The organism is Acinetobacter sp. ANC_7503, from assembly GCF_056780035.1.
In genome coordinates this window covers 155,059-180,128 of the sequence record NZ_JBWYJA010000001.1, presented here as the reverse complement: position 1 = coordinate 180,128, position 25,070 = coordinate 155,059, and the positions used below count along the sequence as shown (strand labels likewise).

The window sequence follows — 25,070 nt, the reverse complement described above, 5'->3', positions numbered from 1 at the left end:
TTAAATAGAAGGGCTTTTCTTCCCCCTTTCTTAAAGGGGGATTGAGGGGGATTTAATAATTAAAGAATAACAATGACTTTATCCGATCTTCCTGATATTGAAATCACCAAAAGTATTCGATCGAAAAGACTACGTCTACGTATAGATGGAACGTCAATTCGTGTGACTGCGCCATGGTTTTGTACCCATAAACAAATACAACAGTTTGTTCAAGATTCAGAAGCTTGGATTGTTCAAACTTGGCGGGCACAACAAAGTAAAATTCAACAAATTGATCGCGTTTTACCTTTATCTTTACAGTTATTTAATTTAGAAAATCCTATTCAAATTCAATATATTCAGCAGAAATTCAACTATAAGTTTGATTCAGTGATGAATGAGCTGTGTGTGAGTGATCGTCAGCCTGAACAATATTTAAAAGCCTTTGTTATTGATTATGCTAAACAGCATCTGCCTGTATATCTGGCTCAAGTATCTGATCAGTGTGGTTTAGCTTATCATGGCTGTAAGATTCGTCAGCCAAAAACGCGGTGGGGAAGTTGTACTGCACGTCATGACATTATGTTGAATAGTGCTTTGGTGCTTTTTTCTCAGGAAATAACACGCTATGTTTGTGTGCATGAATTAGCACATACAAAGCATTTTGATCACAGTGCTCAGTTTTGGGCGGAAGTGGCGAAGTATGATCCAGATTTTAAACTTAACCGAAAAAAATTAAAAATAACGCCGTTGCCATATTGGTGGATGCATAATTAATTATTATGCTGGGATTGCTTTATCGATATTAAAAAATCAATTGTTTAGCGCTAGTCAATTAGTCTGATCTGGCGACTGGTATTCTAAATTTTGGCTATCATGACTGCTCTGTTTGGTTAGTTTGTCTCTAGTATGCTCATAAGACGAATTGGTGTGTGTTTTTTGATTCTAATTTTGTCTGTACCTGCTTTAATGCTTTATAGCATCCTCATATATATTCTACTTAACCCGAGTAATCCTATTCACTATCATTGGACGAATTATTTATCGCTTTTTGGCGGGGCTATAGCGTGGTTGATATTATTGATCATGGCAACTTTATGGATAAATCAAAAAAGGATTTCTAAATTGCTTTCCGTGAGTGGAGGGTTATGTTCGGTATGGGGAGTAACTCCTTTTGTTGTGAAACAGGATCCGATCGTATTTGTTGCTCTCCCAGGGTTTATATTTGCACTGTATTTATGCTATTTGAGTTGGCAAGAAAATCAATGAAGTCACATGATAGACTTTATTAGATGCTTAACAGAGCCATCTAAATTATTAAACTTACAAAATAACAGCATTCCCATATGAAAGGGTTCAGAAAGTCATAAGTTCCTGTCATACTACTGCCTGTAACGAATACAGTCATTTAGAGGTAGATATCGTGATTTCAGTTGGTATTGTTGGTGGTACAGGATATACAGGCGTTGAACTTTTGCGTCTTTTGCTGCGACACCCAAATGTTCAAGTGAAAGCATTGACTTCTCGTACTGAGGCTGGTCGTCGTGTCGATGATATGTTTCCAAGTTTACGTGGTCATACCGATCTAGAGTTTTCAGATTTAAGCTTAGATTTATTAAAGTCATGCGATGTTGTTTTTTTTGCGACACCACATGGTGTAGCGATGAAACACGCTGAAGAATTAGTAGCAGCGAATACAAAAGTAATCGATTTAGCCGCTGACTTTCGTTTGCAGAATTTAGCGCAATTTGAAAAATGGTACGGTATGGAGCATGCTTGTCCAGATCTACTTAAAAATTCAGTGTATGGGCTTTCTGAGCTCAATCGTGAAAAAATTAAACAAGCTCAAGTGATTGGTAATCCTGGTTGTTATCCAACGACAGTTCAAATTGGTTTGGCGCCTGTACTGAGATCTTCAGAAGTATTGGTAAAACCTGAAAGTATTATTATTGATGCAAAATCTGGTGTATCTGGAGCTGGACGCAAAGCAAGTTTAGGCATGATCTATACTGAAAATGCTGATAACTTCAAAGCCTACGGTGTTGCAGGGCATCGTCATCATCCTGAAATTGTTGAAGCGCTTGAAAATATATCAGGACAGAAAGGTGTATTTGACAATATCCTTTTTGTTCCACATTTGGTGCCGATGATCCGCGGCATGTTATCTACAATTTATGTCGATTTAACAGAAGCAGGTCAGCAAGCCGATTTTCAAGCAATTTACGAACAGTTCTACCAAAACGAGCAGTTTGTTGATGTTATGCCGGCAGGAAGTTCACCAGAAACTCGTTCTGTTCGTGGATCAAATGATTTACGTATTGCGTTGTATAAACCACAACCAACAAAGTTAGTCATTTTAGTTGCCCAAGATAACCTGGTGAAAGGTGCAGCAGGACAAGCTGTTCAAAACATGAATTTAATGTTTGGATTTGCGGAAAATGCAGGCCTTAACGTGATTGGTTTATTACCATAAAAAACCTTTTTTGACTTCACACACATTTAACTTTGCAGTTAAATGTGTGTTTTGATTTTATAAATTAGAGATGACGATGCAAAACTCAGAATCAAATAATACGTCACAGCATAAAGATGAAAAAAATATCGGTTTTTTTCAATCGAATAAACCCCTTATGGCGGGTGGGATCATCTTATGTGCAGGCAGTTTACTTCTGGGCTATACGATTGGTCATCGTCAAGGTCTAACTGTAGTTGGTTATGATGCTGACGCGGAACAATTGGTTGAAGTTGTCGAAAAACAAAAAAAAGAATTATCTGAGCTGAATAAGAAATTAAATACCTCAGTTCAAGAACGTGATGTTGCTGTAACTAACTCAAACGATATGTATGCTGCATTAAATCAAGCCAACGCTGAAAAACTTCAAATTGAAGGTCAGAGTGCGATTTTCCGAGAAGTGCTGAGACAACGTGGTGGATTGAGTTTAACAGTGCAAAATTTAGCTGTTAAGTCGCTTCCAGAAAATGTATATGAGTATCAGGTTGATTTAGTTCAAGTCAGTCCGAATAAACGTAAAGCATCTGGTGAAATTGAAATCAGATTAATTCAAGGTACGGAAGTCTTGGTTGTTCCAATTTCAGAAAAATCATTCAATTTCGACCATTATCAGCGATTAACTGGTCGTTGGACGATGCCAAAAGGCTTTACGCCCCAATTTATTGAAATCCGTGTAAAAGGCTCAAGTGCTCAAACCAAGCGCTTTAGTTGGCAACGTGGTGAAGCAATCGAATCAACTGCTGCATTTGCAGCTGAAGTACCGCAAGCTGCGGCAAATTCTCAATAATAGATTATAGAGTGCTATGCGAAGTAATAAACGTCATAAATGTCTCAATGACATTAAATTATCATTTCAACAATCTGGATTGGTGGATTGGCACTTCAATCCACGATTGAGTGATGCACAAAATGATGAAGCCGATGGCGATTTAGCTGTAGCAACAGCACCACCGCAATTTAAGCGACCTCCCTTATACAATGTGGTATTGTTGAATGATGATTACACGCCAATGGATTTTGTAATTGAAATTTTACAACAATACTTTGCATTGAATCTTGACCAAGCTACCGAAGTAATGCTAACAGTACATTATCAAGGGAAAGGTATCGCAGGTGTCTATCCTAGAGACATTGCTGAAACCAAGGCGAATCAAGTCAACAATTATGCGCGCTCTCAAAGTCATCCATTGCTTTGCCAGATCGAGCCACAAGAATAAGGGGATCACATGCTCAGTCGTCAATTAGAAGTATCACTGCGTTTGGCTGTTAGCATGGCTCGTCAAAAGAGACATGAGTTTCTTACAGTTGAACATTTGTTACTCGCACTTTTAGATAATGATTCTGCCGTGAATGCACTAAAAGCCTGCGGTGCAGAAATTGTCAGTTTGCGTAAAGAACTTGAAGAGTATGTAGAGCAACATACGCCTAAATTAGGCGATAATGCTGAGCAAGCGCCTCATCCTACAGAAAGCTTTGATCGTATATTGCAACGTGCAATTTTCCATGTTCAGTCTAGTGGTGGAGATCGGACAGTTGAAGGTGCAGATGTACTGGTTGCAATGTACTCAGAAAGAGATTCATTTGCGGTTTATTTGCTAAAACGCCACCAAATCAATCGTCTTACTTTAACTCAATATCTTTCACACGGTGCGCGTAAGGAAGATGTTCCAGCTGAAGAAGAAACGGATGACTTAGATGGTGAAAACTCAGCCTCAGCAAATGCAGGTCCATTAGAACTTTATACCCTAAATCTCAATGCAGAAGCTTTAAAGGGTAAAACCGATCCTTTGATTGGTCGTGAAAAAGAAATTGAGCGTGCAGCTCAAATTCTATGTCGACGTCGTAAAAACAATCCGCTTTTGGTGGGTGATCCAGGTGTGGGTAAAACATCCATAGCAGAAGGTTTGGCTTGGCTGATTGTTAACAATAAAGCACCAAAGCCACTGCTGAATGCGGAAATCTATAGTTTAGATATCGGTGCACTTGTTGCAGGTACAAAATACCGTGGTGACTTTGAGAAACGATTAAAGCAATTGTTAAATGCCCTAAAGAAGAAGCCCGAAGCAATTTTATTTATTGATGAAATTCATATGATCATTGGTGCAGGCTCAAGTATGGGTAGCACTATGGATGCATCGAATTTAATCAAACCTGCATTGGCAAATGGTACTTTACGTTGCATTGGCTCAACAACGTTTCAAGAATATCGTCAAGTTTTTGAAAAAGATCATGCATTATCACGCCGTTTCCAAAAAATTGATGTTAATGAGCCATCAATTAATGAAACAATTGATATTCTTCGTGGACTCAAGTCTAAATTTGAAGAATTTCATAAAGTTCAATATGATGATGCAGCTCTTGTTTCTGCAGTTGAGTTATCGGCTAAATTTATCAATGATCGCTTCCTCCCAGATAAAGCGATTGACGTAATAGATGAAGCAGGGGCACAACGACGTTTGAGAGCTGATCAAGATAACACTTTGATTACAGTTGAAAATATTGAAGATATTGTTTCGAAAATTGCACGAATTCCACCTAAAACTGTGTCTAAAGATGATAAATCTGTACTTGAGCACTTAGAGCGTGATCTTAAACGAGTTGTATTTGGTCAAGATGAGGCGATTACCGCATTATCCTCCGCAATTAAATTGTCACGAGCTGGGCTTAAAGCACCAGATAAGCCAGTTGGTAGTTTTGTATTTGCAGGACCTACTGGTGTAGGTAAAACTGAGGTAACAAAACAACTTGCAAAACTACTCGGTGTTGAACTAGTCAGATTTGATATGTCTGAATATATGGAACGCCATGCGGTTTCACGTTTAATTGGTGCACCTCCAGGTTATGTTGGTTTTGATCAAGGTGGCTTACTGACTGACGCAATACATAAAAATCCACATTGTGTATTGTTATTGGATGAGATTGAAAAGGCACATCCTGATGTGTTTAATTTATTGCTGCAAGTCATGGATCATGGTTCATTAACTGATAATAATGGTCGTAAGTCAGACTTCAGAAATGTCATTATAGTGTTAACAACGAATATTGGCGCTGAAAGTATTTCCCGTACAAGTATTGGTTTTACAGAGCAAGATAATAGTCGTGATAATCAGGAAGCAATGAAGAAGGCATTTACACCAGAGTTTAGAAACCGCTTAGATGGGGTTATTCAATTTAAAGCTCTACCTACGACAGTAATCGATTCTGTAGTAGATAAATTCCTTACAGAACTTCAAGCTCAACTTGATGACAAAAAAGTTGTTTTAGAAGTAGATCAGTCTGCACGAGATTGGTTAAGTGAAAATGGTTATGATCGTCTGATGGGTGCTCGTCCAATGCAGCGTTTGATTCAAGAGCATTTGAAAAAGCCGCTTGCTGAAATGATTTTATTTGGTGAGCTGGCTGAAAACGGCGGTAATGTAGCAGTAACAGTTAAAAAAGAAGATGGCAAAGCTGTTGGATTAAAGTTGGAAGTATTTGAAGATTCTGCAGCTGAACCAGCATAGTGAGTTATTAATTGTATTAAAGCCCGTTTATTTAAACGGGCTTTAATTTTTGGGTGAAAGTATGGACATACAAGTTACAAAAGTAATATCTACGACAGCTTTATTTTTTCTGACTGCACTGATGGAAATATTAGGGTGTTACTTTCCATATTTGATCCTAAATCAAGGGCGTGCGCATTGGTTGTGGCTACCCACTTTTGTCGCACTCGCTGCTTTTGTGTGGTTATTGACTTTGCATCCAGCAGCATCAGGTCGAATATATGCTGCATATGGAGGTATTTATATTTGTTCGGCATTGTTGTGGTTAAAGTTTGTGGATCAAATGGATCTTACTAAATGGGATATCATTGGTGGCGGAGTGGTTATTTTCGGGGCGCTGATTATCATTTTACAGCCACAAGGCTTAATTCGGTGAGTTGTTATAGGAGAAAGTCTGTTTAATTAAATTAATAATAAATCGACCTTGAATATTTTTGAGAAAAATTTAGAAGCCTATTTAATAAAATTTACATAAAGGCTTTTTAAATTGGCATGAAATAGGCATATATTTTCCGCCTATAATTTTGAAATACTTCAGAGTTTCATCATTATTCGACAATAAACAATGTAATTAGAATAAGGATTTTTCATTTGTCTACAACATATTCCAAGCAAGAAAAAACCAGCCGTATCAAAGGAATTATTGGTGCAGCTTCTGGTAATTTAGTTGAATGGTTTGATTTTTATATATATGCAGTATTTGCTGTATATTTTACCCAAGCTTTAACTGCGCCAGATATGGATAGTTCTACCCAAGCCATCTATGTGTGGGGTGTATTTGCAGCAAGCTTTTTTATGCGACCTATCGGTAGTTGGCTTTTTGGTCGAATTGCAGATAAACACGGTCGAAAAAAATCAATGGTCATCTCAATTATATTGATGGCTATAAGTTCTTTCATGTTTGCAGCGTTACCAACGTATGAGCAAGTGGGTATGGCTGCACCGTTTTTATTATTAATGGTTCGATTGCTTCAAGGCTTATCCGTTGGTGGTGAATATGGTGCTGTGGCGACTTATATGAGTGAATTGGGTTTAAAAGGTCAACGTGGCTTTTTTTCATCATTTCAATACGTAACGCTCACGGGTGGTCAACTCCTTGCAAGTTTATTGGGTGTAATATTCTTAGCTTTTATGTCTGAACAGCAGCTTTATGATGGGGGATGGCGAATTCCATTTATTATTGGTGGTGTTGCAGCAATTTTATCTTTATTAGCGAGAAGTAGATTAGAAGAGACTTTATCCAGTGATGAAAGTGATAAAGAAGATTCTGGTACACTTCGTGAGCTTTTTAAAAATCACTGGAAAACTTTCCTTTTGGTGGTTGGTTATACTTCAGCAGGCTCTCTTAGTTTCTATGTGATTACAGTTTACTCAAAAACTTACCTTACCAATATTGGAATAGATCCTAAAACGGTAGGGTTGATGATGACAGCCTGCATTTTTGTACTCATGGTCGCGCAACCATTCTTTGGTGCATTGTCAGATCGTATTGGTCGCAGAAATTCTATGCTGTTATTTAGTGGTCTGATGGCTATATTTATCTATCCAGTCATGGCAATCGGGATGAGATATTTTAGCGAAACTCCATTTATTGTCGCGATGCTACTGATTTTCCTGATGCTATTGCTTAGTTTGTATACCTCTATTGGCGGTATTGTAAAAGCTGAAATGTTTCCTCCGCATGTACGTGCGTTGGGTGTAGGTTTCTCTTATGCGATAGGTAATGCCGTATTTGGTGGTTCTGCACCTTCTGTTGCCTTGCAGTTTAAGGCCGCAGGAATTGAAAATTCATTTTTTATTTACGTGATCATTATTTTAATCGTATGTTTCTTTTGTAGTTGGCAACTTCCCAAAGAACCTAAATATTTAAAAGATGATCATTAAGATTTAGAAAATAAAAAAGCACCCGAGGGTGCTTTTTTAGTGGATGAAATTAATCTTTTTTTAAGCGTTCATTGATGAGGAACTCAACAAGTGCTTTTTGAGCGTGAAGGCGGTTTTCAGCTTCATCCCATACCACAGCATTTTTGTGATCGAGCATATTTTCTGAAATTTCTTCACCGCGATGGGCAGGTAAACAGTGCATAAATAAACAGTCTGGATGAGCAAGATCCATTAGACGTTCATTGACTTGAAAATCAGCAAAAGCTTTTTCACGAATTTTTTGCTCTTCTTCTTGTCCCATGCTGGCCCAAACATCAGTAACGATAAGGTCGGCATTCACTGCAGCATCTTCAGCAGAGTCTACAACTTCGGCGCAGTGCGCGAATTCAGAGAGAAATTCAGGTTTTGGTTCATAACCTTTTGGTGATGCAATCTTAAGTTTAAAGCCCCACATATGTGCAGCTTCGATATATGAGTTACACATATTATTACCATCACCAATCCACGCAACGGTTTTGCCTTGGATAGCGCCACGGTGTTCTACGAATGTTTGAACATCAGCAAGCAATTGGCAAGGGTGGTGATCATCGGTCAGTGCATTAATAACTGGGACTTTAGAATATTCTGCAAAACGTGTGACAATATCGTGGCCAAAAGTACGAATCATCACAATATCAAGCATGCTTGAAATAACGCGAGCTGAATCTTCAATCGGTTCGCCGCGACCTAATTGCGTATCCCGGGACGAGAGGAAAATTGCGCTACCACCAAATTGGGTCATACCAGCTTCAAAAGAAACACGGGTACGTGTGCTCGATTTTTCAAAAATCATTCCCATTACTTTACCAACAAAGGGTTGGTAGACTTCATGATTATGCTGCATGCGTTTTAATTCTATAGCACGATCAATAATGCGATTTAATTCTGCAGTTGAAAGGTCACGTAAAGTAAGAAAATGTCGTAGAGCCATGGTTACTCCACAATCATTGTTTCGTCAAAATAGTGAATGAGACGACCAATAATTGTTGGTTGATGAAAAAAAACGAGAATCGACTAATATACTATATGTAAAGAGAATTGCAAAAAAACTAGACTTTTTGGTGCCCATCTAGGAAGCGATCGACAGAATAGCTGATGTATTCGATGGTTTCTTGATCGGTTTCAAGTACTGGTATCCCCATTAAAATTTTCCATTCTAAATTTCTTAAGATTCCAAAATATAATTGAGCAGAAAATAAAGGATTTTCACATTTTAACACACCAAGTTTATGCGCATTTTCTAATGCATTTGCGATCGCTAACTGGATATGTTTAGGGCCTTTTTCGTGCAAATAAAGAGCAAGTTCTGGATTTTTTTGGGATTGCTCAATCACGAGGCGCATAAAGGCAGTATGATCTTCTTTTTTAATGTGGCGATGAAAGTTAAGTAGTGTATGTATCAGATAAGATCTAAAATCGCCATGATCTGGATCATATGCAACACAGATATCTTTAAAAAAGAGTTCACGTCGATAATCACATATAGCAGTAAAAAGGCCTTCTTTGCCGCCAAAATATTTATAAATAGATGCTTTGGAGCCTCCAGCATGTTGAACAATATCATCCAAAGACACAGCATCGTAGCCACGTTCCAAGAATAGCGTATTGGCGCTTAGCAATAATGCTAAACGTCGTTCTTGACCACGGCGAGTATGGGGCATATCACAACCAGAAGTTTCAATATGCGGAAATGGATGTTGCATGCAGTAACAATAGCGAAAAATGAAATTGAAGATGGAGTATAACAAATTAAAGCACTTAACGCCTGACACTCAAAATAATAACAAAATCAAAAAATGAATGATAATTCATTTTTATATGACTAAAGTTTTAGAGCAAAAATACTAAACGGTCATATATCAAACTAAATTTATAGATATACTAAAAACTCGATAATTATAGTAAACACTGTGGAAAGGAATATGACAGAACAATCGTCTGCAGGCTTAAGATTTAGACAAGCATTAGAAGTGGAAAAGCCATTACAAATCATCGGAACTGTAAATGCATATGCAGCAATGATGGCAAAACAAGTTGGCTATAAAGCAATTTATCTATCAGGCGCAGGTGTTGCAAACTATTCCTATGGTCTTCCTGATTTGGGAATGACGAGTTTAGATAATGTGCTTGAAGATGTTCGTCGTATCACTGAACGTGTAGATACGCCTTTGCTTGTGGATATTGATACAGGTTGGGGCGGTGCATTTAATATCGCACGAAGTATCAAGCAAATGATCGCTGCTGGAGCTGCTGCTGTTCATATTGAAGACCAAGTTGCGCAAAAACGCTGCGGACATCGTCCGAATAAAGAAATTGTGTCACAACAAGAAATGGTAGACCGTATTAAGGCTGCTGTTGATGCAAAAACTGATTCTAATTTCGTGGTCATGGCACGTACGGATGCGCTGCAAAAAGAAGGGCTTCAAGCCGTCATTGATCGTGCATGTGCATGTGTTGAAGCTGGAGCTGATGCTATTTTTGCGGAAGCGATGACTGATATAACGATGTATAAAACAGTCTGTGATGCTGTAGGTGTGCCTGTGCTAGCGAATATCACTGAATTTGGTGATACCCCTTATTATACGACCGAAGAGCTAGCAGAACAGGGAATTTCTATGGTGTTATACCCATTGTCTGCGACACGTGCGATGCAGAAAGCAGCATTAGAAGTGATGCATTCTATTCGTAAAGACGGCACGCAAGTGAATGTTATTGATAAAATGCAACAACGAAAAGAATTATACGAGTTCCTTGATTATCATACTTTCGAAAACACACTAGATAAGCTATTCACTCAGGAGAAATAAAAAAATGGCTGAAGGAAAAGTATTGACTGGCGCAGGATTGCGTGGACAAGTCGCAGGTAAAACAGCACTTTCAACCGTTGGGAAAAGTGGTGCGGGCTTAACATATCGTGGTTATGATGTTCAGGATTTGGCGGAAAATTGCCAATTTGAAGAAGTTGCATATTTAATTTTCTTTGGTGAACTACCTACGGCGCAACAACTTGCGGACTATAAAGCAAAACTAAAATCACTGAGAGCATTACCACAAGCACTAAGAGAAGTGCTTGAGCGTATTCCAGCAGATTCACATCCTATGGATGTTATGCGTACAGGTGTTTCTATGTTGGGTAACTTAGAAACAGAACAGTCCTTTGGTGAACAGCAAGATATAGCTGATCGTATTTTGGCAACATTGCCAGCCATTATTTGTTATTGGTATCGATATAGCCATGATGGTGTTCGTATCGAAGAAAATACTGATGACGACTCAATTGGTGCTCAATTCTTGCATTTATTGCGTGGCGAAAAACCTAATGAATTGCATGAACAAGTCATGAATGTTTCCTTAATTCTCTATGCAGAACATGAATTTAACGCTTCAACATTTACGGCACGTGTGTGTGCTTCGACGTTATCAGATTTACATTCGTGTATTACAGGTGCGATTGGTTCTTTGCGTGGTCCACTGCATGGCGGTGCAAATGAAGCGGCAATGGATATGATTGAGCAATGGAAATCTCCTGAAGAAGCTGAGCGCGAAATGCTGGGTATGCTCGAACGCAAAGAAAAAATCATGGGCTTTGGTCATGCAATTTACAAAGACAATGATCCACGTAATGGGATTATTAAGGTATGGTCTGAGCGCTTGGCTAAGGACGTAGGAGATACTGTTTTATATCCAGTATCAGTACGTTGTGAAGAAGTCATGTGGCGAGAGAAAAAATTATTCTGTAATGCTGATTTCTTCCATGCTTCTGCTTATCACTTTATGGGTATACCAACGAAGCTATTCACGCCAATTTTTGTGATGTCTCGTGTAACAGGATGGGCGGCACATGTGATGGAGCAGCGTGCGGACAACCGTATTATTCGACCAAGTGCAGATTACACAGGACCTGAATTACGCAAAGTTGTACCAATTGAACAGCGTGCTTGAAAAGCATAATAAAAAGCTCCTTCGGGAGCTTTTTATTTTGTTGAGCAGAGTAAAATGGCATCTTGTTTTTCGTAGCCTGTTTCAGTAGGAATACCCATATAACTAATAACTGCAACGCGATAATTGGGGAAAGTGTGAGGAAATGCGTAAAGTTTTTTGATCTGAGGTAAATTACGATGATATCGAATATTCTCGAATTGTTGGCTTTTATACATTGAAGGTTTAGAACTTTGGCTGAGTTGTACCTGAGATTGGAATTTACTTACTTTAATTTCAGGCACGTTTAACCAAAAATTTCCAGTCTGTTCTCTTTGTTTATTTAATTTTAGGTTAGCAGTCTTAGGGCTTAATGGCGCTGGTTTGACAAGGCGAGCTTGAATACTTTGAATTTTGCGAAGCGTATGCTGAGTTTCAGTAATGTGATTTCGGCTATTTAATGGGGTATAAATGGATTGAACCTCAATCGCTTTATGTGGGTTTCTGCTGTTGAGCAAATAATAATAAAGTGTTGGTAGTCGACCAGATTCATCATGGTAATGGCGTAAATAATATATTTTCTGATCTTTAATATCTGAACCTAGTACTTCTATTGTCTCCGGACCGCCGACTGTGGCAAAGGAGGGTGAAGAAATAAGGCAGAAGATGATACCTAGATAAGTTTTATGCTTTAAGTGATTATTGTTCATTTGGACTCATCTTTTTGTATTTTATATTGAGCATGATTTAAAATTTTAGAATTATGATGAAGAATAGGTTAATCAAATGTGTTGATTAACCTAAATCTAGAAGTTTACTCGGCAGTAGTGCTTACAACTTCATCTTCATCATCTTCAGCAGTATCCATTCCTAATTCTTTTAGCTTACGAGTCAAGGTATTGCGACCCCAACCTAAAAGCTCAGCAGCATGGCGTTTTCTTCCTCGAGTTTGTTGTAGTGCCGCATTAATTAAGGTGCGTTCAAACATAGGCGTGGCGATATCCAATAATTTCATTTCGCCATTTTTGAGTTTTTGTACAGCCCACTGGCTAAGCAACTCATCCCAATGCTGAATAGCGATACGATCTGCTTGATTGTGTGGATGATTTGGATCATCAGATTTTTGGATTGGTAGTTGTTTTAACTCAGAAGGAAGATCTTCTGGGTAAACCTCTCTTCCAGTAATCATCACTGTCAGCCAGCGACATGTGTTTTCAAGTTGACGTACATTACCTTGCCAAGGCAACTGTTTCATGTATTCAATAGTTTCTGTACGTAAAATCTTTGGACTTACACCAAGTTCTTTACCTGCTCGTGCGAGAAAGTGTTGTGCGAGCATCGGAATGTCTTCCGAGCGGTGAGCAAGTTTAGGAATATGAATACGAATTACATTCAGACGATGATAAAGATCCTCACGGAAGCGTCCATCATGTACTAATTTTTCTAGATCTTGGTGAGTCGCAGCGACAATGCGGACATCAACACGCACTGGAATGTGTCCACCGACGCGATAAAACTCGCCATCAGCTAAAACACGCAATAAACGCGTTTGGGTTTCGAATGGCATGTCCCCAATTTCATCAAGGAATAATGTACCGCCATTGGCTTGCTCAAAACGACCTTGTCGCTGAGTATTAGCGCCAGTGAATGCACCTTTTTCATGACCAAATAATTCAGTTTCAATCAAATCTTTCGGAATGGCAGCCATATTAAGCGCAATAAATGGCTTGCTGCTACGTGGTGAATGACGATGCAATGCATGAGCGACTAACTCTTTACCTGTACCTGACTCACCATTAATTAATACCGTAATGTGTGATTGCGACAAACGTCCAATTGCTCGGAAGACTTCCTGCATTGCAGGAGATTCTCCAATGATCTCAGTTGATTGAATTGGCTGTACGGATGATTTCGCAGATTCTTGTTGTTGGAGCTTATTAATGTGCATGATGGCACGATTGACAAGTGCTAAAGCCTCATCAATATCAAATGGTTTTGGTAAATATTCAAAAGCACCCGTTTGATAGCTTGATACTGCTGACTCTAGATCCGAATGTGCCGTCATGATGATCACAGGTAGATCAGGATAATGACCTTTGACTTTAGCGAGAAAGGTAAGACCATCAATTCCTGGCATCCGTATATCTGTCAAAATTACATCAGGTGTATCATCAAGTAACTGATCCAGTGCAGATTGAGCTTCTTCGAAACTGGTAACATCTAAACCTTCTTCTTTAAATGTTTTTTCTAGAACCCAACGCATGGCGCGATCGTCATCTATTACCCAAATTTTATTTCGCGACATGGTTTAACTCCCAAGGTATATAAAGACTAAATACGGTTTTGCCTGGAACAGATTGGCATTCAATCATTCCATTGTGTTGATGCATAATATTTTGTGCGATGCTCAGACCTAAGCCTGTTCCTTTAGCGCGTCCTGTGACTAATGGATAAAATACGGACTCTAAAATTTCCTCTGGAACGCCAGGGCCGTTATCTTCGATATCAATTCGAACAGTTGAGCGATGTAAAGTTCCGTTAATCGTGACAAGGCGATGAATACGTGTACGCAGGGTTAATTCAGGTTGAGTGTCTTGAAAAAACTCTTTATTTTCAGTCATGGCCTGAATAGCATTTACACTGATGTTCAACATCACTTGAATAAGTTGATCCCGATCTGCTTCAACATCAGGTAAAGAAAGATCATAATCACGAGTAATTTTAATTTTCTTTTTTGTTTGGTTCACAATCAGAGAACGAACGCGTTCCAAAGGCTCGTGAATATTTACAGGTTCATAGCTTGGTAACTGCCGAGAACCGAGCATTGTGTCAGCAAGATTTCTCAGGCGATCTACTTCACTAATAATAATGTCCGTAAATTCTTTATATTCAGGATCATTTAAACTACGTGCCAATAATTGAGTTGCGCCACGTATGCCCCCTAATGGATTCTTAATCTCATGCGCGACACCTCTGATTAATTGGCGTGCGACCTGATGTTGTTGAATAAAATTTTCTTCTTTAGAAATTTTCAACATTCGATCAATTGGATTGAGTTCAATCAGAAGGAGGGGGTGATAACTTTTGCCAGTGTTAAGTTGGGCAACAGAATAGTCAACATGTACATCTTTAAAGTTCACAATAATAGTCGCTTCACGGCGGGTATAAGCTTGCCCCGTGAGTAATGTATTCGTGAGTGCTTCTTCTGTGTTAAATGAATCACCTGGAGATTGTAAAATACTGAGCACAGATTGACCTGATGCTCTTAATAAGCTGATATCAAAGAGTGCTTCACATGAGGAATTTAAATAAAAAATATTTAATTCACTATCGACTAAAAGTATCGCAGTGCTCAAGTTGTCTACGAGTAAACGGTAATCAATCGTTGGTTGTTGATTCATTAACCTCAAAATCCTGTCTTAAAATAGAGCAATTGCATCTATGAGTTTTTCCATCACTGCTCACAAAGAGGGAGTTATTTAATTTTAACGTCCTCAAATAAAGCAAAATATGAGCCAACTTTGTTTGAAATCGTTAAATACAACTAAAATGAACTCATTTATTAAGAAAAAAAGCGCGAAGCGATTGCAAAATATTCATGCAAAGTTGGGTTTATTTAATAATGCATCATATTGGTGCGATTGCAATATTTTTTAAAATTTATAGGAATATTTTGGTGCGTTATGCAAAGAGTGGGGTTTTCAACTGTTTTTATGAATTGAAAAGACATACAATACGCGGATTCTAGTGGAGCGCAGATTCATGAAATCCCCCAAAGTCGGTTTTGTTTCTTTAGGTTGTCCTAAGGCATTGGTAGATTCCGAGCGAATTCTTACTCAGTTAAAAACTGAAGGTTATGATGTAGCGTCGGATTATGACGGTGCTGATTTAGTTGTTGTTAATACCTGTGGTTTTATTGAATCTGCAGTACAAGAGTCATTAGACGCGATTGGCGAGGCGATGAGTGCGAACGGTCGCGTCATCGTAACAGGTTGTTTGGGTAAAGATGAAGAAAAAATTCGTCAAATGCATCCAAACGTACTTAAAGTTACTGGTGCAGCAGCTTATCAAGAAGTAATGGAAGCTGTGCATCAATATGTTCCTGAACCCCCTAAACACAATCCGTTTATTGATCTTGTACCAGAACAAGGTATTCGACTAACACCAAAACATTATGCATATTTGAAGATATCTGAAGGGTGTAACCATCGTTGTACCTTCTGTATTATCCCAAGTATGCGTGGCGATCTGGTATCTCGCCCAGTTGGTTCTGTATTAGAAGAAGCGGCGGCTTTAAAACGATCTGGTGTGAAGGAAGTCTTGGTTATTTCTCAAGATACTTCGGCATATGGTGTTGATACAAAATACAAGCTTGATTTTTGGAATGGTCAGCCTGTAAAAACTAAGTTCTACGATATGTGTGAAGCATTAGGTCAATTGGGTATTTGGGTGCGTCTGCATTATGTCTACCCATATCCACATGTTGATGCGGTTATCGATTTGATGGCACAGGGTAAGATCTTGCCTTACTTAGATATTCCATTCCAACACGCTAGCCCTAAAATTTTAAAACTGATGAAGCGTCCAGCGCATAGTGAAAACACGCTAGAGCGTTTAAAAGTTTGGCGTGAAAAGTGTCCTGATTTAGTCATTCGTTCTACATTTGTTGTTGGCTTCCCGGGTGAAACTGAAGAAGATTTCGTGCAACTTCTAGATTGGTTGAAAGAAGCTCAGCTCGATCGCGTTGGTTGTTTTACATACTCTCCAGTTGAAGGTGCAACTGCAAATGATCTGCCAGATCATGTGCCTGAAGAAATTAAACAGGAACGCTACGAACGCTTTATGCAGGTTCAGCAAGAAATTTCTGCTGCAAAACTACAAAAGCGTATTGGTCAAACCATGACTGTGCTGGTTGATGATCTAGAAGAAGAGTTTCCAGTTGCAGTGGCGCGTTCTTATGCAGATGCCCCTGAAATTGATGGAAATGTCTTTGTGGAAGATATTGATAAGAGCATGATTAAAGCAGGTGATTTACTGGTTGTTAAAATCACTGATGCGGATGAATACGACCTTTATGCAGAATTGATTGAAATTAAAACCGCATAATTGTTTGAAGTAATACTTATAAATGAATTCGGATATTGGAGTTTGTAATGTTAGATTCTAAAAAACCACGCTTTGGTCGTATTCTGCTAAAACTTTCGGGTGAAGCGCTAGCAGGCAATAAAGATATGGGTATCGATGCACAAGTGCTTGATCAAATGTCTTTATCTATTGCTCACTTGGTTGGTCTAGGTGTGCAAGTTGGTATCGTTGTGGGTGGTGGTAACCTTTATCGTGGTAGCCAATTACAGCAAGATGGGTTGGTTGGTCGCGTAACAGGTGATCAAATGGGTATGCTAGCAACTGTGATGAACGGTTTGGCGCTACGAGATGCATTGGTACGTCGTAATATTAAAACCCGTTTAATGTCAGCATTACCAATCGGTACAGTTGTAGAATCATATTCTAGCCGTGATGCGATTCGTCATTTAAATAATGGTGAAGTTTGTGTGTTTGTGGCGGGTACTGGTAATCCATTCTTTACGACAGATACCGCTGCTTGCTTACGTGGTATTGAGATTGAGGCCAACTTAATTCTTAAAGCGACGAAGGTAGATGGTGTCTACAATAAAGATCCAAGCAAATACGAAGATGCTGTTAAATATGATGCATTAACATTTGACCAAGTCTTAGATGAGAAACTTGGTGTAATGGATTTAACCGCGATTTGCTTATGCCGTGACCATAATGTTCCACTTCAAGTATTCGATATGAATAAATCAGGTGCGTTATTGTCAGTGGTTATGGGTGAAAAAGAAGGTACTCACGTTACTAATTGATGTACGTGGCTTTCAAAGCTATTTATACTAAACACTATTTTGATTTAAATTTTGAGAATTAGGTAAGGAAGATCACATGATTAACGATCTTAAAAAAGATGCTGAAGAGCGCATGAATAAATCATTGGACTCATTAGAGCATGGTTTTGCTAAAGTTCGTACAGGTCGTGCACATCCATCAATTCTTAACGGCGTAATGGTTCCTTACTATGGCTCTGATGTGCCATTAAACCAAGTTGCTAACATTGGTGTTGAAGATTCGCGTACATTGCTTGTTCAACCTTTCGAGCGCAATATGGTTGCTGCAATTGATAAAGCAATTCGTGAGTCAGATTTAGGTTTGAACCCAATTACTGCTGATTCAATTCGTGTACCAATGGCGGCATTAACTGAAGAAACACGCCGTGATATGCAAAAAGTGGCACGTAACGAGGCTGAAAATGCAAAAGTTGCGATTCGTAATATTCGCCGTGATGTATTAGGTGATATTAAAGCGTTGCTGAAAGAAAAAGAAATTTCTGAAGACGATGAGCGTCGTGCTGGCGATGAAATCCAAAAAATCACAGATAAATTTGTTGCTGAAGTTGAAAAGCGTTTAGCAGCAAAAGAAGCAGAGTTGATGAAGGTCTAAGCTATATAATGACCATCTCAGCAGAGCTTCTGCCTCAACATGTTGCCATCATTATGGATGGCAACAATCGTTTTGCAAAAAAGAAACATCTACAAAAAGGTGATGGACACCGTGAAGGAAAAAATGTCCTTGATCCGATTGTAGAGCATTGTCGTAAAGTGGGTGTAAAAGCACTTACTGTTTATGCCTTCTCAAGTGAAAACTGGAATCGACCTCAATACGAAGTTGATTTGCTCATGAAACTGTTGGAAGAGACGATTAATGAACAAATTCCTCGAATGATAAAGTTTCAGATTGGGCTTAGATTCATCGGGGATCGCTCTCGTTTATCGCCAGAATTGCAACAATTAATGTTGCAAGCAGAACAAAGGACTGCTACTTTCACAGAAATGACGCTCACAATTGCTGTGAGCTATGGTGGAATGTGGGATATCGCACAAACTGCTAAAACAATCGCACAACTCGTCAAAGAACAAAAAATTGATGTTGATCAAGTTGATGTTGATTTGTTTGCTCAGCATGTCAGTTTAGGTGACTTACCTCCAGTCGACTTATTGATTCGTACTGGTGGTGATTATCGATTGTCTAATTTTTTATTATGGCAATCTGCATATGCTGAGTTGTATTTTACTGAGACGTTGTGGCCAGAATTCACAACAGAAGAATTGGATCATGCCTTTGGTGTGTTTTTAGGGCGTGAAAGGCGCTTTGGAAAAACCTCTGAGCAGGTCCAACAAGAGAAAATAGAGAACTAATAATGTTAGAGCGGATAATTACCGCATTGATTTTAGTGGCTGTAGTCTTGAGCTGTATGTTTGCAACTACATCCATTTATCCAATGTTAGCGTTAATGATTATCGCTGCCGGGGGGGCTGGCTATGAGTGGTTTAAACTCATGCCTCGTCAAACTGATCAAGTGAATAAATTTAAAGCAGGATGCTTTGGTGTAATCACTGCGGTATTTTCTGCAATTGCGCTTTATTTTGATGATCTAGTACTGCTGTTGTGGAGTGCTTCGATTATTACTTGGGTTATTACCATTTATTGGGTTAAGCAATATCCTCTTTATGATGCGTGGTATAACACTTCACTGAATTGGATTGGTGTAGTGATTATTAGCGCTGCAGTATCGGCAATATACGAAGTCTGGATAAGTTCACCTTGGTGGCTCATGTATCTATTCCTCTTAGTGTGGGGTGCTGATAGTGGGGCGTATTTTGTAGGTAGGAAGCTTGGTAAGCGTAAGCTTGCACCTGAGGTGAGCCCGAATAAATCTATTGAAGGGTTAATCGGTGGTGTAATTACAGTCATCATTGTTATCTTATTTGTACAATTTAACTATTTAGATTTAACCGCAGTAGAGCATATTCTATTTTTACTCCTATCTGTGCTGACAGTATTTAGCTCAGTTCAAGGTGATTTATTTGAATCAATGATTAAGCGTCGTGCAGGTATTAAGGATTCAGGTCGTATTTTGCCTGGTCATGGTGGTGTATTAGATCGCATTGACTCATTGCTTGCTGCCGCACCTATTTTTGCTGCGGGAATATTTGTTTTAAAACTTGTTGGTGTAGATTTATAGATGTCTCAATCAGTATGTATATTAGGTGTAACGGGTTCAATTGGACAAAGTACCTTAAAAGTCATTGATCGACATCCAGAGAAGTACAATGTTTTTGCGGTATCTGCATTTAGTCGTGTAGAGCAGTTAAGCGAAATATGTCAACAATATCATCCACATTATGCTGTTGTACCTTCAGGCAAGGTGGATGAACTACATCAATTTTTCAAATTAAAAAATATCACTTCAACCGAAATTCTCTCTGATGAGTCGGGTTTAATCGCTGTTGCTGAGCATCCTCAGGTTGATATCGTGATGGCGGCGATAGTGGGTGCGGCAGGATTATTGCCAACACTCGCTGCTGTTCAAGCTGGTAAGCGTGTTCTTCTAGCAAATAAAGAATCGTTGGTGATGTCTGGTGACATCATGATGAAGGCCGCTAAAGAGAATAAAGCCTTATTATTACCTGTAGATTCTGAACATAACGCAATATTTCAGTGCCTGCCTCAAAATTATTTACAATTAGATACAGGTGGTAAACCCCAGTTAGGTGTTTCACAAATTTTGTTGACTGCTTCTGGCGGTCCATTTTTGCATCATACGCTAGATGAGCTCAGTAATGTGACACCTGCACAGGCTTGTAAGCACCCTAATTGGTCTATGGGGCAGAAGATATCAGTTGATTCGGCAACGCTAATGAACAAAGGTCTCGAGTTGATCGAGGCCTGTCATTTATTTTCAATTCAAGAACATTTTGTTACAGTGGTTGTGCACCCACAAAGTATTATTCACTCAATGGTTCAGTATGTTGATGGTAGTACTTTGGCTCAAATGGGTAATCCTGATATGTGTACGCCGATTGCACATGCATTTGCATGGCCAGATCGGATTGAAACACATGTTCCTCCGCTAGATTTATTTCTAAACGATACGCTTAATTTTATGCAGCCTGATACTGTACGCTTTCCAGCGTTGCAATTGGCTCGTGAAGCAATGAAATCTGGAGGATTGGCGCCTGCGATCTTAAATGCTGCAAACGAAATCGCGGTTGAAGCATTTTTAAAAAATAAAATCAAATTTTTAGATATTCCTAAAGTTGTTGAATCCACTTTGAACCATATTCAAAATTCAAATGCTGATTCTTTAGAGCTAATCCTAGAGACTGATGCGCTTTCACGTCGCTATGCTATTCAACTCACGAATTCACTGAGTACCTAAGATGAATATACTTTTCATTATCGTCGCGGCTATTTTGCTTCTAGGTCCATTGATTGCAATTCATGAATTTGGACATTACTGGGTAGCACGAAAACTTGGCGTTAAGGTTCTTGTGTATTCAATTGGATTTGGTCCAACAGTTCTAAAGTGGACCTCTAAAAAGTCAGGCATTCAATATCAGCTCTCTGCATTACCTTTAGGTGGTTATGTAAAAATGCTAGATGAGCGTGAAGGTAATGTAAGTGCAGAAGATTTACCTTATGCGTTTAATCGGCAATCCCCTTTAAAACGAATTGCAATCGTTGCTGCGGGACCACTTGTTAATTTAATTTTTGCTGTTTTACTGTTTTGGATTCTGTTCTTACCAGCTCAGGAACAATTAAACACTCGAGTTGGTAAAGTGATTGAAAATACGCCAGCCGCACAAGTAGAGATGCGTTCTGGTGATAAAATCATAGCTGTGGATGGAACTGCGACGCCAACTTGGGAAAAATTGAATTATGCGCTGATTGATCGCGTAGGTGAAAGTGGTACGATTCAAATTCAAGCTGATCGTGATGGTCAGGTACAAACTTTTAATTTACCGATTCAGCATTTTTTAAAAGATCAGTCTCAATCACCTTTGGATGTCTTGGGGTTTTTACCATATCGACCTCATATTCAACCAGTTGTGCATAAATTATCTGAAGATGGTGCTGCTATACGCCAAGGGATGAAAGAAGGTGATGTAATTGTCGCGATTGATAATAAAAAAATTAACGATTGGTTTGAAGTTGTTGATATAGTACAAAAATCACCAGAAAAACTATTGAATATTGAAGTGATGCGTCAAGGCGAGATTGTTCAATTAAAGGTCATGCCGCAAGGAAAGCGTGACAATATGGGCAATACGACAGGAATGTTGGGAGTGCAAGCTCAATCTGGTCAGATCAATATTCCTGCTGAATATAAGCATACAATTCAATATAATCCAGCGGAAGCTTTCGTGGTTGCGGTTGAAAAAACGGGTCAATTATCTTCTATGATACTTGGCTCAATTGTCAAAATGATTCGTGGATTGATTGGGTTGGATAATCTCTCGGGTCCAATTACGATTGCTAAAGTTGCAGGTCAAAGTGCTGAAATGGGGTGGCAAACTTTCATTTCATTTATGGCATTAATGAGTGTAAGTTTGGGTATATTAAATTTGCTTCCGATTCCGATGTTGGATGGTGGGCATTTAGTTTATTACATAATTGAATTAATTCGTGGTAAACCTGTTTCTGAACAAATACAATTGGTTGGATTAAAAATTGGTATGGTGTTGCTGGGAAGTATGATGTTTCTCGCAATATTTAATGATTTTATGCGTTTATAAGCGTTATAGATGGATAATTAACTTACTGGAAAACAATAGGCATGCAGCACAAACATTTATTTATGCCATTGGCACTCGTTAGCGCAATGGCAGCAGTACAACAAGTATATGCAGCAGACGAGTTTATCGCGCGGGATGTGCGTGTTGATGGATTAGTTCGACTAACGCAAGCTAATGTACTCGCAATGTTACCGGTGAATGCTGGGGATCGCATTAATGATCCAGTGATTGCGAATGCGATTCGTGCGTTGTATGCCTCTAATTCGTTTGATGATATTCAAGCTTTCAAAGAAAACGATGTTTTGGTTTTCAAAGTCGTTGAACGTCCTATTATTTCTAAAATTAATTTCAAGGGTAATAAGCTCATTCCAAAAGAAGCCTTGGAAGAGGGCTTGAAGAAAATGGGTCTAGCTGAAGGTGAGGTGCTCACTAAATCTGCACTTCAGACGCTAGAAACCGAGCTTGAACAACAGTATTCACAACAAGGTCGCTACAATGCTGATATTCAGGTTGAAACTGTTGCAAAAGCTAATAACCGTGTAGATGTCAATATTAATTTCATTGAAGGTAAACCAGCTAAAGTTTTTGAAATTAATTTAATTGGTAATACTGTATTTAAAGACGATGAAATTAAGCAAGTCTTTGCTGTCAAGGAAAGCGGATGGTTATCTGTCATTTCCAGAAATGATCGCTACGCGCGTGAAAAAATGGCAGCAAGCCTTGAAGCATTAAGAGCTTTATACCTTAATAAAGGTTATATCAATTTTGAAATTACCAACTCTAATTTGAATATCAGTGAAGATAAAAAAAATATTTTCATTGAAGTTTCAATGAATGAGGGTGAGCAATTTAAATTTGGTGAAACCAAATTTTTAGGTGATGCTTTATATAAAGACGAAGATCTTCGTGCACTAAAGATTTATAAAGATGATGCAACTTATTCACAAGAGTTGGTGAATGCAGTAAAACAGTTGTTACAGCGTAAGTATGGTAATGCTGGTTATTACTATGCTGAAATTAATGTTGTGCCTCAAATTGACAATGAAACAAAAAAAGTTAATTTGAATTATTACATCAATCCGGGTCAGCAAGTTACGGTTAGACGTATTAATTTTACAGGTAATACCAAGACTGCTGATGAAGTTTTACGTCGTGAAATGCGCCAGATGGAAGGTGCATTAGCGAGTAACGAAAAAATTGATCTTTCAAAAGTCCGTTTAATGCGTACTGGATTTTTCAGTAAAGTAGATGTTAAGCCGGTACGTGTTCCGGGGGCGCCTGATCAGATTGATTTGAATATCGCTGTTGAAGAACAACACTCAGGATCAAGTACTTTAGCTGTGGGTTATTCGCAAAATGGCGGTATTACGTTCCAAGCAGGTTTAAGTCAAACTAACTTCTTAGGTACAGGTAACCGTGTAGCGATTGATCTTTCTCGTTCTGAGACACAAGATTATTATAACCTAAGTGTTACTGATCCATACTTTACAATTGATGGTGTCAGCCGTGGTTACAATCTCTATTATCGTAAGACGAAATTAGACGAAGACTATAACGTTAACAACTATGTTACGGATAGTTTTGGTGGTGGTCTGAGCTTTGGTTACCCAATTGATGAGAATCAGAGCTTAAGTGCTGGTATTAATATTGATCAAACTGAAGTAACGACTGGTCCATTTGTTTCTACATATGTGCGTGATTATTTGCTTGCAAATGATGGTCGACAAACGAAAGCTCAGAAATATTGTCTCGAGTATAGTAAAGATGACCCAACATTATGTGTTAATGAAACTGATGAGATTGGCACTGAGTTCAAAGGTGATTTCTTTACTTATAGTTTAAATTTAGGTTGGTCTTATAACACATTAAATAATCCACGCTTCCCAACGTCTGGGATGTCTCATCGTGTTAATGCTGAGATTGCATTGCCAGGTAGTGATGTTGAATATCAGAAGGTTACATACGATACGCAAGCCTTTATTCCGATAGGTAAGGATTTTGTATGGCGTGGTTATGGTAAGTTAGGTTTCGGTAATGATTTACCATTCTATAAAAACTATTACGCTGGTGGCTATGGGTCTGTCCGTGGTTTTGATAATAGTACATTAGGTCCAAAATACCCGAGTATTACAGATGCTGCTTTAACTCGAGAAGATAGAAACCCTGAAGAAGTGGGGGGTAATGCATTAGTGCAATTTGGTACTGAATTGATTTTACCAGTACCATTTAAAGGTGATTGGGCACGCCAAGTACGTCCTGTGATCTTTGCAGAAGGCGCTCAAGTGTTCGACACTCAATGTGATGTTCCAACTGGGGACATATATTTTGGTAATTCTCCAGCAACTCCAGTTGGTGCGAGACAATACTGTAAAGATAACTTTGGCTTCGATGCCGGGAATATGCGTTATAGTGTTGGTGTAGGCTTCACATGGATTACGATGATTGGTCCACTATCATTAAGCTATGCGTACCCACTGAATGATAAGCCTGGTGATGAAACTAAGTCTGTTCAGTTTGAAATTGGTCGTACTTTCTAGTACGGCCTTT

Annotated in this window: 22 protein-coding genes; 17 read left to right on the top strand and 5 right to left on the bottom strand. The window is 38.8% G+C overall.

Annotated features, from left to right (window positions below; all coding sequences use genetic code 11):
- The first annotated feature begins 72 nt into the window (after window positions 1-72).
- The 7 genes from AC1M9M_RS00950 to AC1M9M_RS00920 all read left to right on the top strand — a co-directional run bounded on the left by AC1M9M_RS00950 (window position 73) and on the right by AC1M9M_RS00920 (window position 7,917).
- A complete protein-coding gene (locus tag AC1M9M_RS00950) occupies window positions 73-756 on the top strand; it encodes a M48 family metallopeptidase (RefSeq protein ID WP_481595348.1) in 684 nt (227 codons plus the stop codon).
- A 646-nt stretch (window positions 757-1,402) separates the two neighbouring features.
- Complete coding sequence (gene argC, locus AC1M9M_RS00945; protein ID WP_481595347.1) at window positions 1,403-2,452, top strand: N-acetyl-gamma-glutamyl-phosphate reductase; 1,050 nt, start codon at window positions 1,403-1,405, stop codon at window positions 2,450-2,452.
- Window positions 2,453-2,528: 76 nt separating this feature from the next.
- Window positions 2,529-3,278 (top strand): DUF6776 family protein, encoded by a 750-nt coding sequence (locus AC1M9M_RS00940; RefSeq protein ID WP_481595346.1) that lies wholly within the window; start codon window positions 2,529-2,531, stop codon window positions 3,276-3,278.
- 16 nt (window positions 3,279-3,294) lie between these two features.
- Window positions 3,295-3,708 carry an ATP-dependent Clp protease adapter ClpS gene (clpS, locus tag AC1M9M_RS00935; RefSeq protein ID WP_035263688.1) on the top strand — a complete coding sequence of 138 codons (414 nt, stop codon included), beginning with the start codon at window positions 3,295-3,297 and terminating at the stop codon, window positions 3,706-3,708.
- Window positions 3,709-3,717: 9 nt separating this feature from the next.
- Window positions 3,718-5,994: an ATP-dependent Clp protease ATP-binding subunit ClpA gene (clpA, locus tag AC1M9M_RS00930; RefSeq protein ID WP_481588198.1), complete on the top strand. Its 2,277-nt coding sequence runs from the start codon at window positions 3,718-3,720 to the stop codon at window positions 5,992-5,994.
- Between the two features lie 61 nt (window positions 5,995-6,055).
- Window positions 6,056-6,409: a YnfA family protein gene (locus tag AC1M9M_RS00925; protein ID WP_481591047.1), complete on the top strand. Its 354-nt coding sequence runs from the start codon at window positions 6,056-6,058 to the stop codon at window positions 6,407-6,409.
- Between the two features lie 215 nt (window positions 6,410-6,624).
- On the top strand, window positions 6,625-7,917 hold the full coding sequence (locus tag AC1M9M_RS00920; RefSeq protein WP_092766357.1) for an MFS transporter: 1,293 nt from the start codon (window positions 6,625-6,627) through the stop codon (window positions 7,915-7,917).
- Window positions 7,918-7,966: 49 nt separating this feature from the next.
- On the opposite strand, the gene argF is transcribed toward AC1M9M_RS00920, so the two are convergent.
- Complete coding sequence (argF, locus tag AC1M9M_RS00915; RefSeq protein ID WP_481595345.1) at window positions 7,967-8,887, bottom strand: ornithine carbamoyltransferase; 921 nt, start codon at window positions 8,885-8,887, stop codon at window positions 7,967-7,969.
- 118 nt (window positions 8,888-9,005) lie between these two features.
- The gene (locus AC1M9M_RS00910; protein ID WP_092766355.1) at window positions 9,006-9,659 is read right to left on the bottom strand and encodes a TetR/AcrR family transcriptional regulator; all 654 of its coding nucleotides are present in this window, start codon (window positions 9,657-9,659) and stop codon (window positions 9,006-9,008) included.
- 219 nt (window positions 9,660-9,878) lie between these two features.
- On the opposite strand from AC1M9M_RS00910, the gene prpB reads away from it, so the two are divergent.
- Complete coding sequence (gene prpB / locus AC1M9M_RS00905; protein WP_035263679.1) at window positions 9,879-10,763, top strand: methylisocitrate lyase; 885 nt, start codon at window positions 9,879-9,881, stop codon at window positions 10,761-10,763.
- 4 nt (window positions 10,764-10,767) lie between these two features.
- Window positions 10,768-11,898 carry a bifunctional 2-methylcitrate synthase/citrate synthase gene (gene prpC / locus AC1M9M_RS00900; RefSeq protein WP_481595344.1) on the top strand — a complete coding sequence of 377 codons (1,131 nt, stop codon included), beginning with the start codon at window positions 10,768-10,770 and terminating at the stop codon, window positions 11,896-11,898.
- A 32-nt stretch (window positions 11,899-11,930) separates the two neighbouring features.
- Here the strand turns inward: prpC and AC1M9M_RS00895 are convergent, their stop codons facing one another.
- From AC1M9M_RS00895 to glnL, 3 genes are all read right to left on the bottom strand, one after another.
- Window positions 11,931-12,584 (bottom strand): aminotransferase, encoded by a 654-nt coding sequence (locus AC1M9M_RS00895; protein ID WP_481588197.1) that lies wholly within the window; start codon window positions 12,582-12,584, stop codon window positions 11,931-11,933.
- A 104-nt stretch (window positions 12,585-12,688) separates the two neighbouring features.
- A complete protein-coding gene (gene glnG / locus AC1M9M_RS00890; RefSeq protein WP_481591044.1) occupies window positions 12,689-14,179 on the bottom strand; it encodes a nitrogen regulation protein NR(I) in 1,491 nt (496 codons plus the stop codon).
- Window positions 14,166-15,275, bottom strand: a complete 1,110-nt coding sequence (gene glnL, locus AC1M9M_RS00885) for a nitrogen regulation protein NR(II) (RefSeq protein WP_180027802.1) — start codon at window positions 15,273-15,275, stop codon at window positions 14,166-14,168. Before glnL ends, glnG begins: the two co-directional genes overlap by 14 nt.
- Before the next feature lie 361 nt (window positions 15,276-15,636).
- Between glnL and rimO the strand changes: the two genes are divergently transcribed.
- The 8 genes from rimO (at window position 15,637) to bamA (ending at window position 25,060) form a co-directional block, all read left to right on the top strand.
- The gene (rimO, locus tag AC1M9M_RS00880; protein ID WP_179998097.1) at window positions 15,637-16,980 is read left to right on the top strand and encodes a 30S ribosomal protein S12 methylthiotransferase RimO; all 1,344 of its coding nucleotides are present in this window, start codon (window positions 15,637-15,639) and stop codon (window positions 16,978-16,980) included.
- A 47-nt stretch (window positions 16,981-17,027) separates the two neighbouring features.
- The gene (pyrH, locus tag AC1M9M_RS00875) at window positions 17,028-17,756 is read left to right on the top strand and encodes a UMP kinase (protein ID WP_035263670.1); all 729 of its coding nucleotides are present in this window, start codon (window positions 17,028-17,030) and stop codon (window positions 17,754-17,756) included.
- 76 nt (window positions 17,757-17,832) lie between these two features.
- Window positions 17,833-18,387 carry a ribosome recycling factor gene (gene frr, locus AC1M9M_RS00870; protein ID WP_481588194.1) on the top strand — a complete coding sequence of 185 codons (555 nt, stop codon included), beginning with the start codon at window positions 17,833-17,835 and terminating at the stop codon, window positions 18,385-18,387.
- Window positions 18,388-18,395: 8 nt separating this feature from the next.
- Window positions 18,396-19,142 carry a polyprenyl diphosphate synthase gene (gene uppS / locus AC1M9M_RS00865; RefSeq protein WP_481587503.1) on the top strand — a complete coding sequence of 249 codons (747 nt, stop codon included), beginning with the start codon at window positions 18,396-18,398 and terminating at the stop codon, window positions 19,140-19,142.
- A gap of 2 nt (window positions 19,143-19,144) precedes the next feature.
- Window positions 19,145-19,969 (top strand): phosphatidate cytidylyltransferase, encoded by an 825-nt coding sequence (locus AC1M9M_RS00860; protein ID WP_035263666.1) that lies wholly within the window; start codon window positions 19,145-19,147, stop codon window positions 19,967-19,969.
- A complete protein-coding gene (gene ispC / locus AC1M9M_RS00855) occupies window positions 19,970-21,166 on the top strand; it encodes a 1-deoxy-D-xylulose-5-phosphate reductoisomerase (protein ID WP_481595343.1) in 1,197 nt (398 codons plus the stop codon).
- 1 nt (window position 21,167) lies between these two features.
- Window positions 21,168-22,523 carry an RIP metalloprotease RseP gene (rseP, locus tag AC1M9M_RS00850; RefSeq protein ID WP_481595342.1) on the top strand — a complete coding sequence of 452 codons (1,356 nt, stop codon included), beginning with the start codon at window positions 21,168-21,170 and terminating at the stop codon, window positions 22,521-22,523.
- 41 nt (window positions 22,524-22,564) lie between these two features.
- A complete protein-coding gene (gene bamA / locus AC1M9M_RS00845) occupies window positions 22,565-25,060 on the top strand; it encodes an outer membrane protein assembly factor BamA (RefSeq protein WP_481591041.1) in 2,496 nt (831 codons plus the stop codon).
- Window positions 25,061-25,070 lie beyond the last annotated feature (10 nt).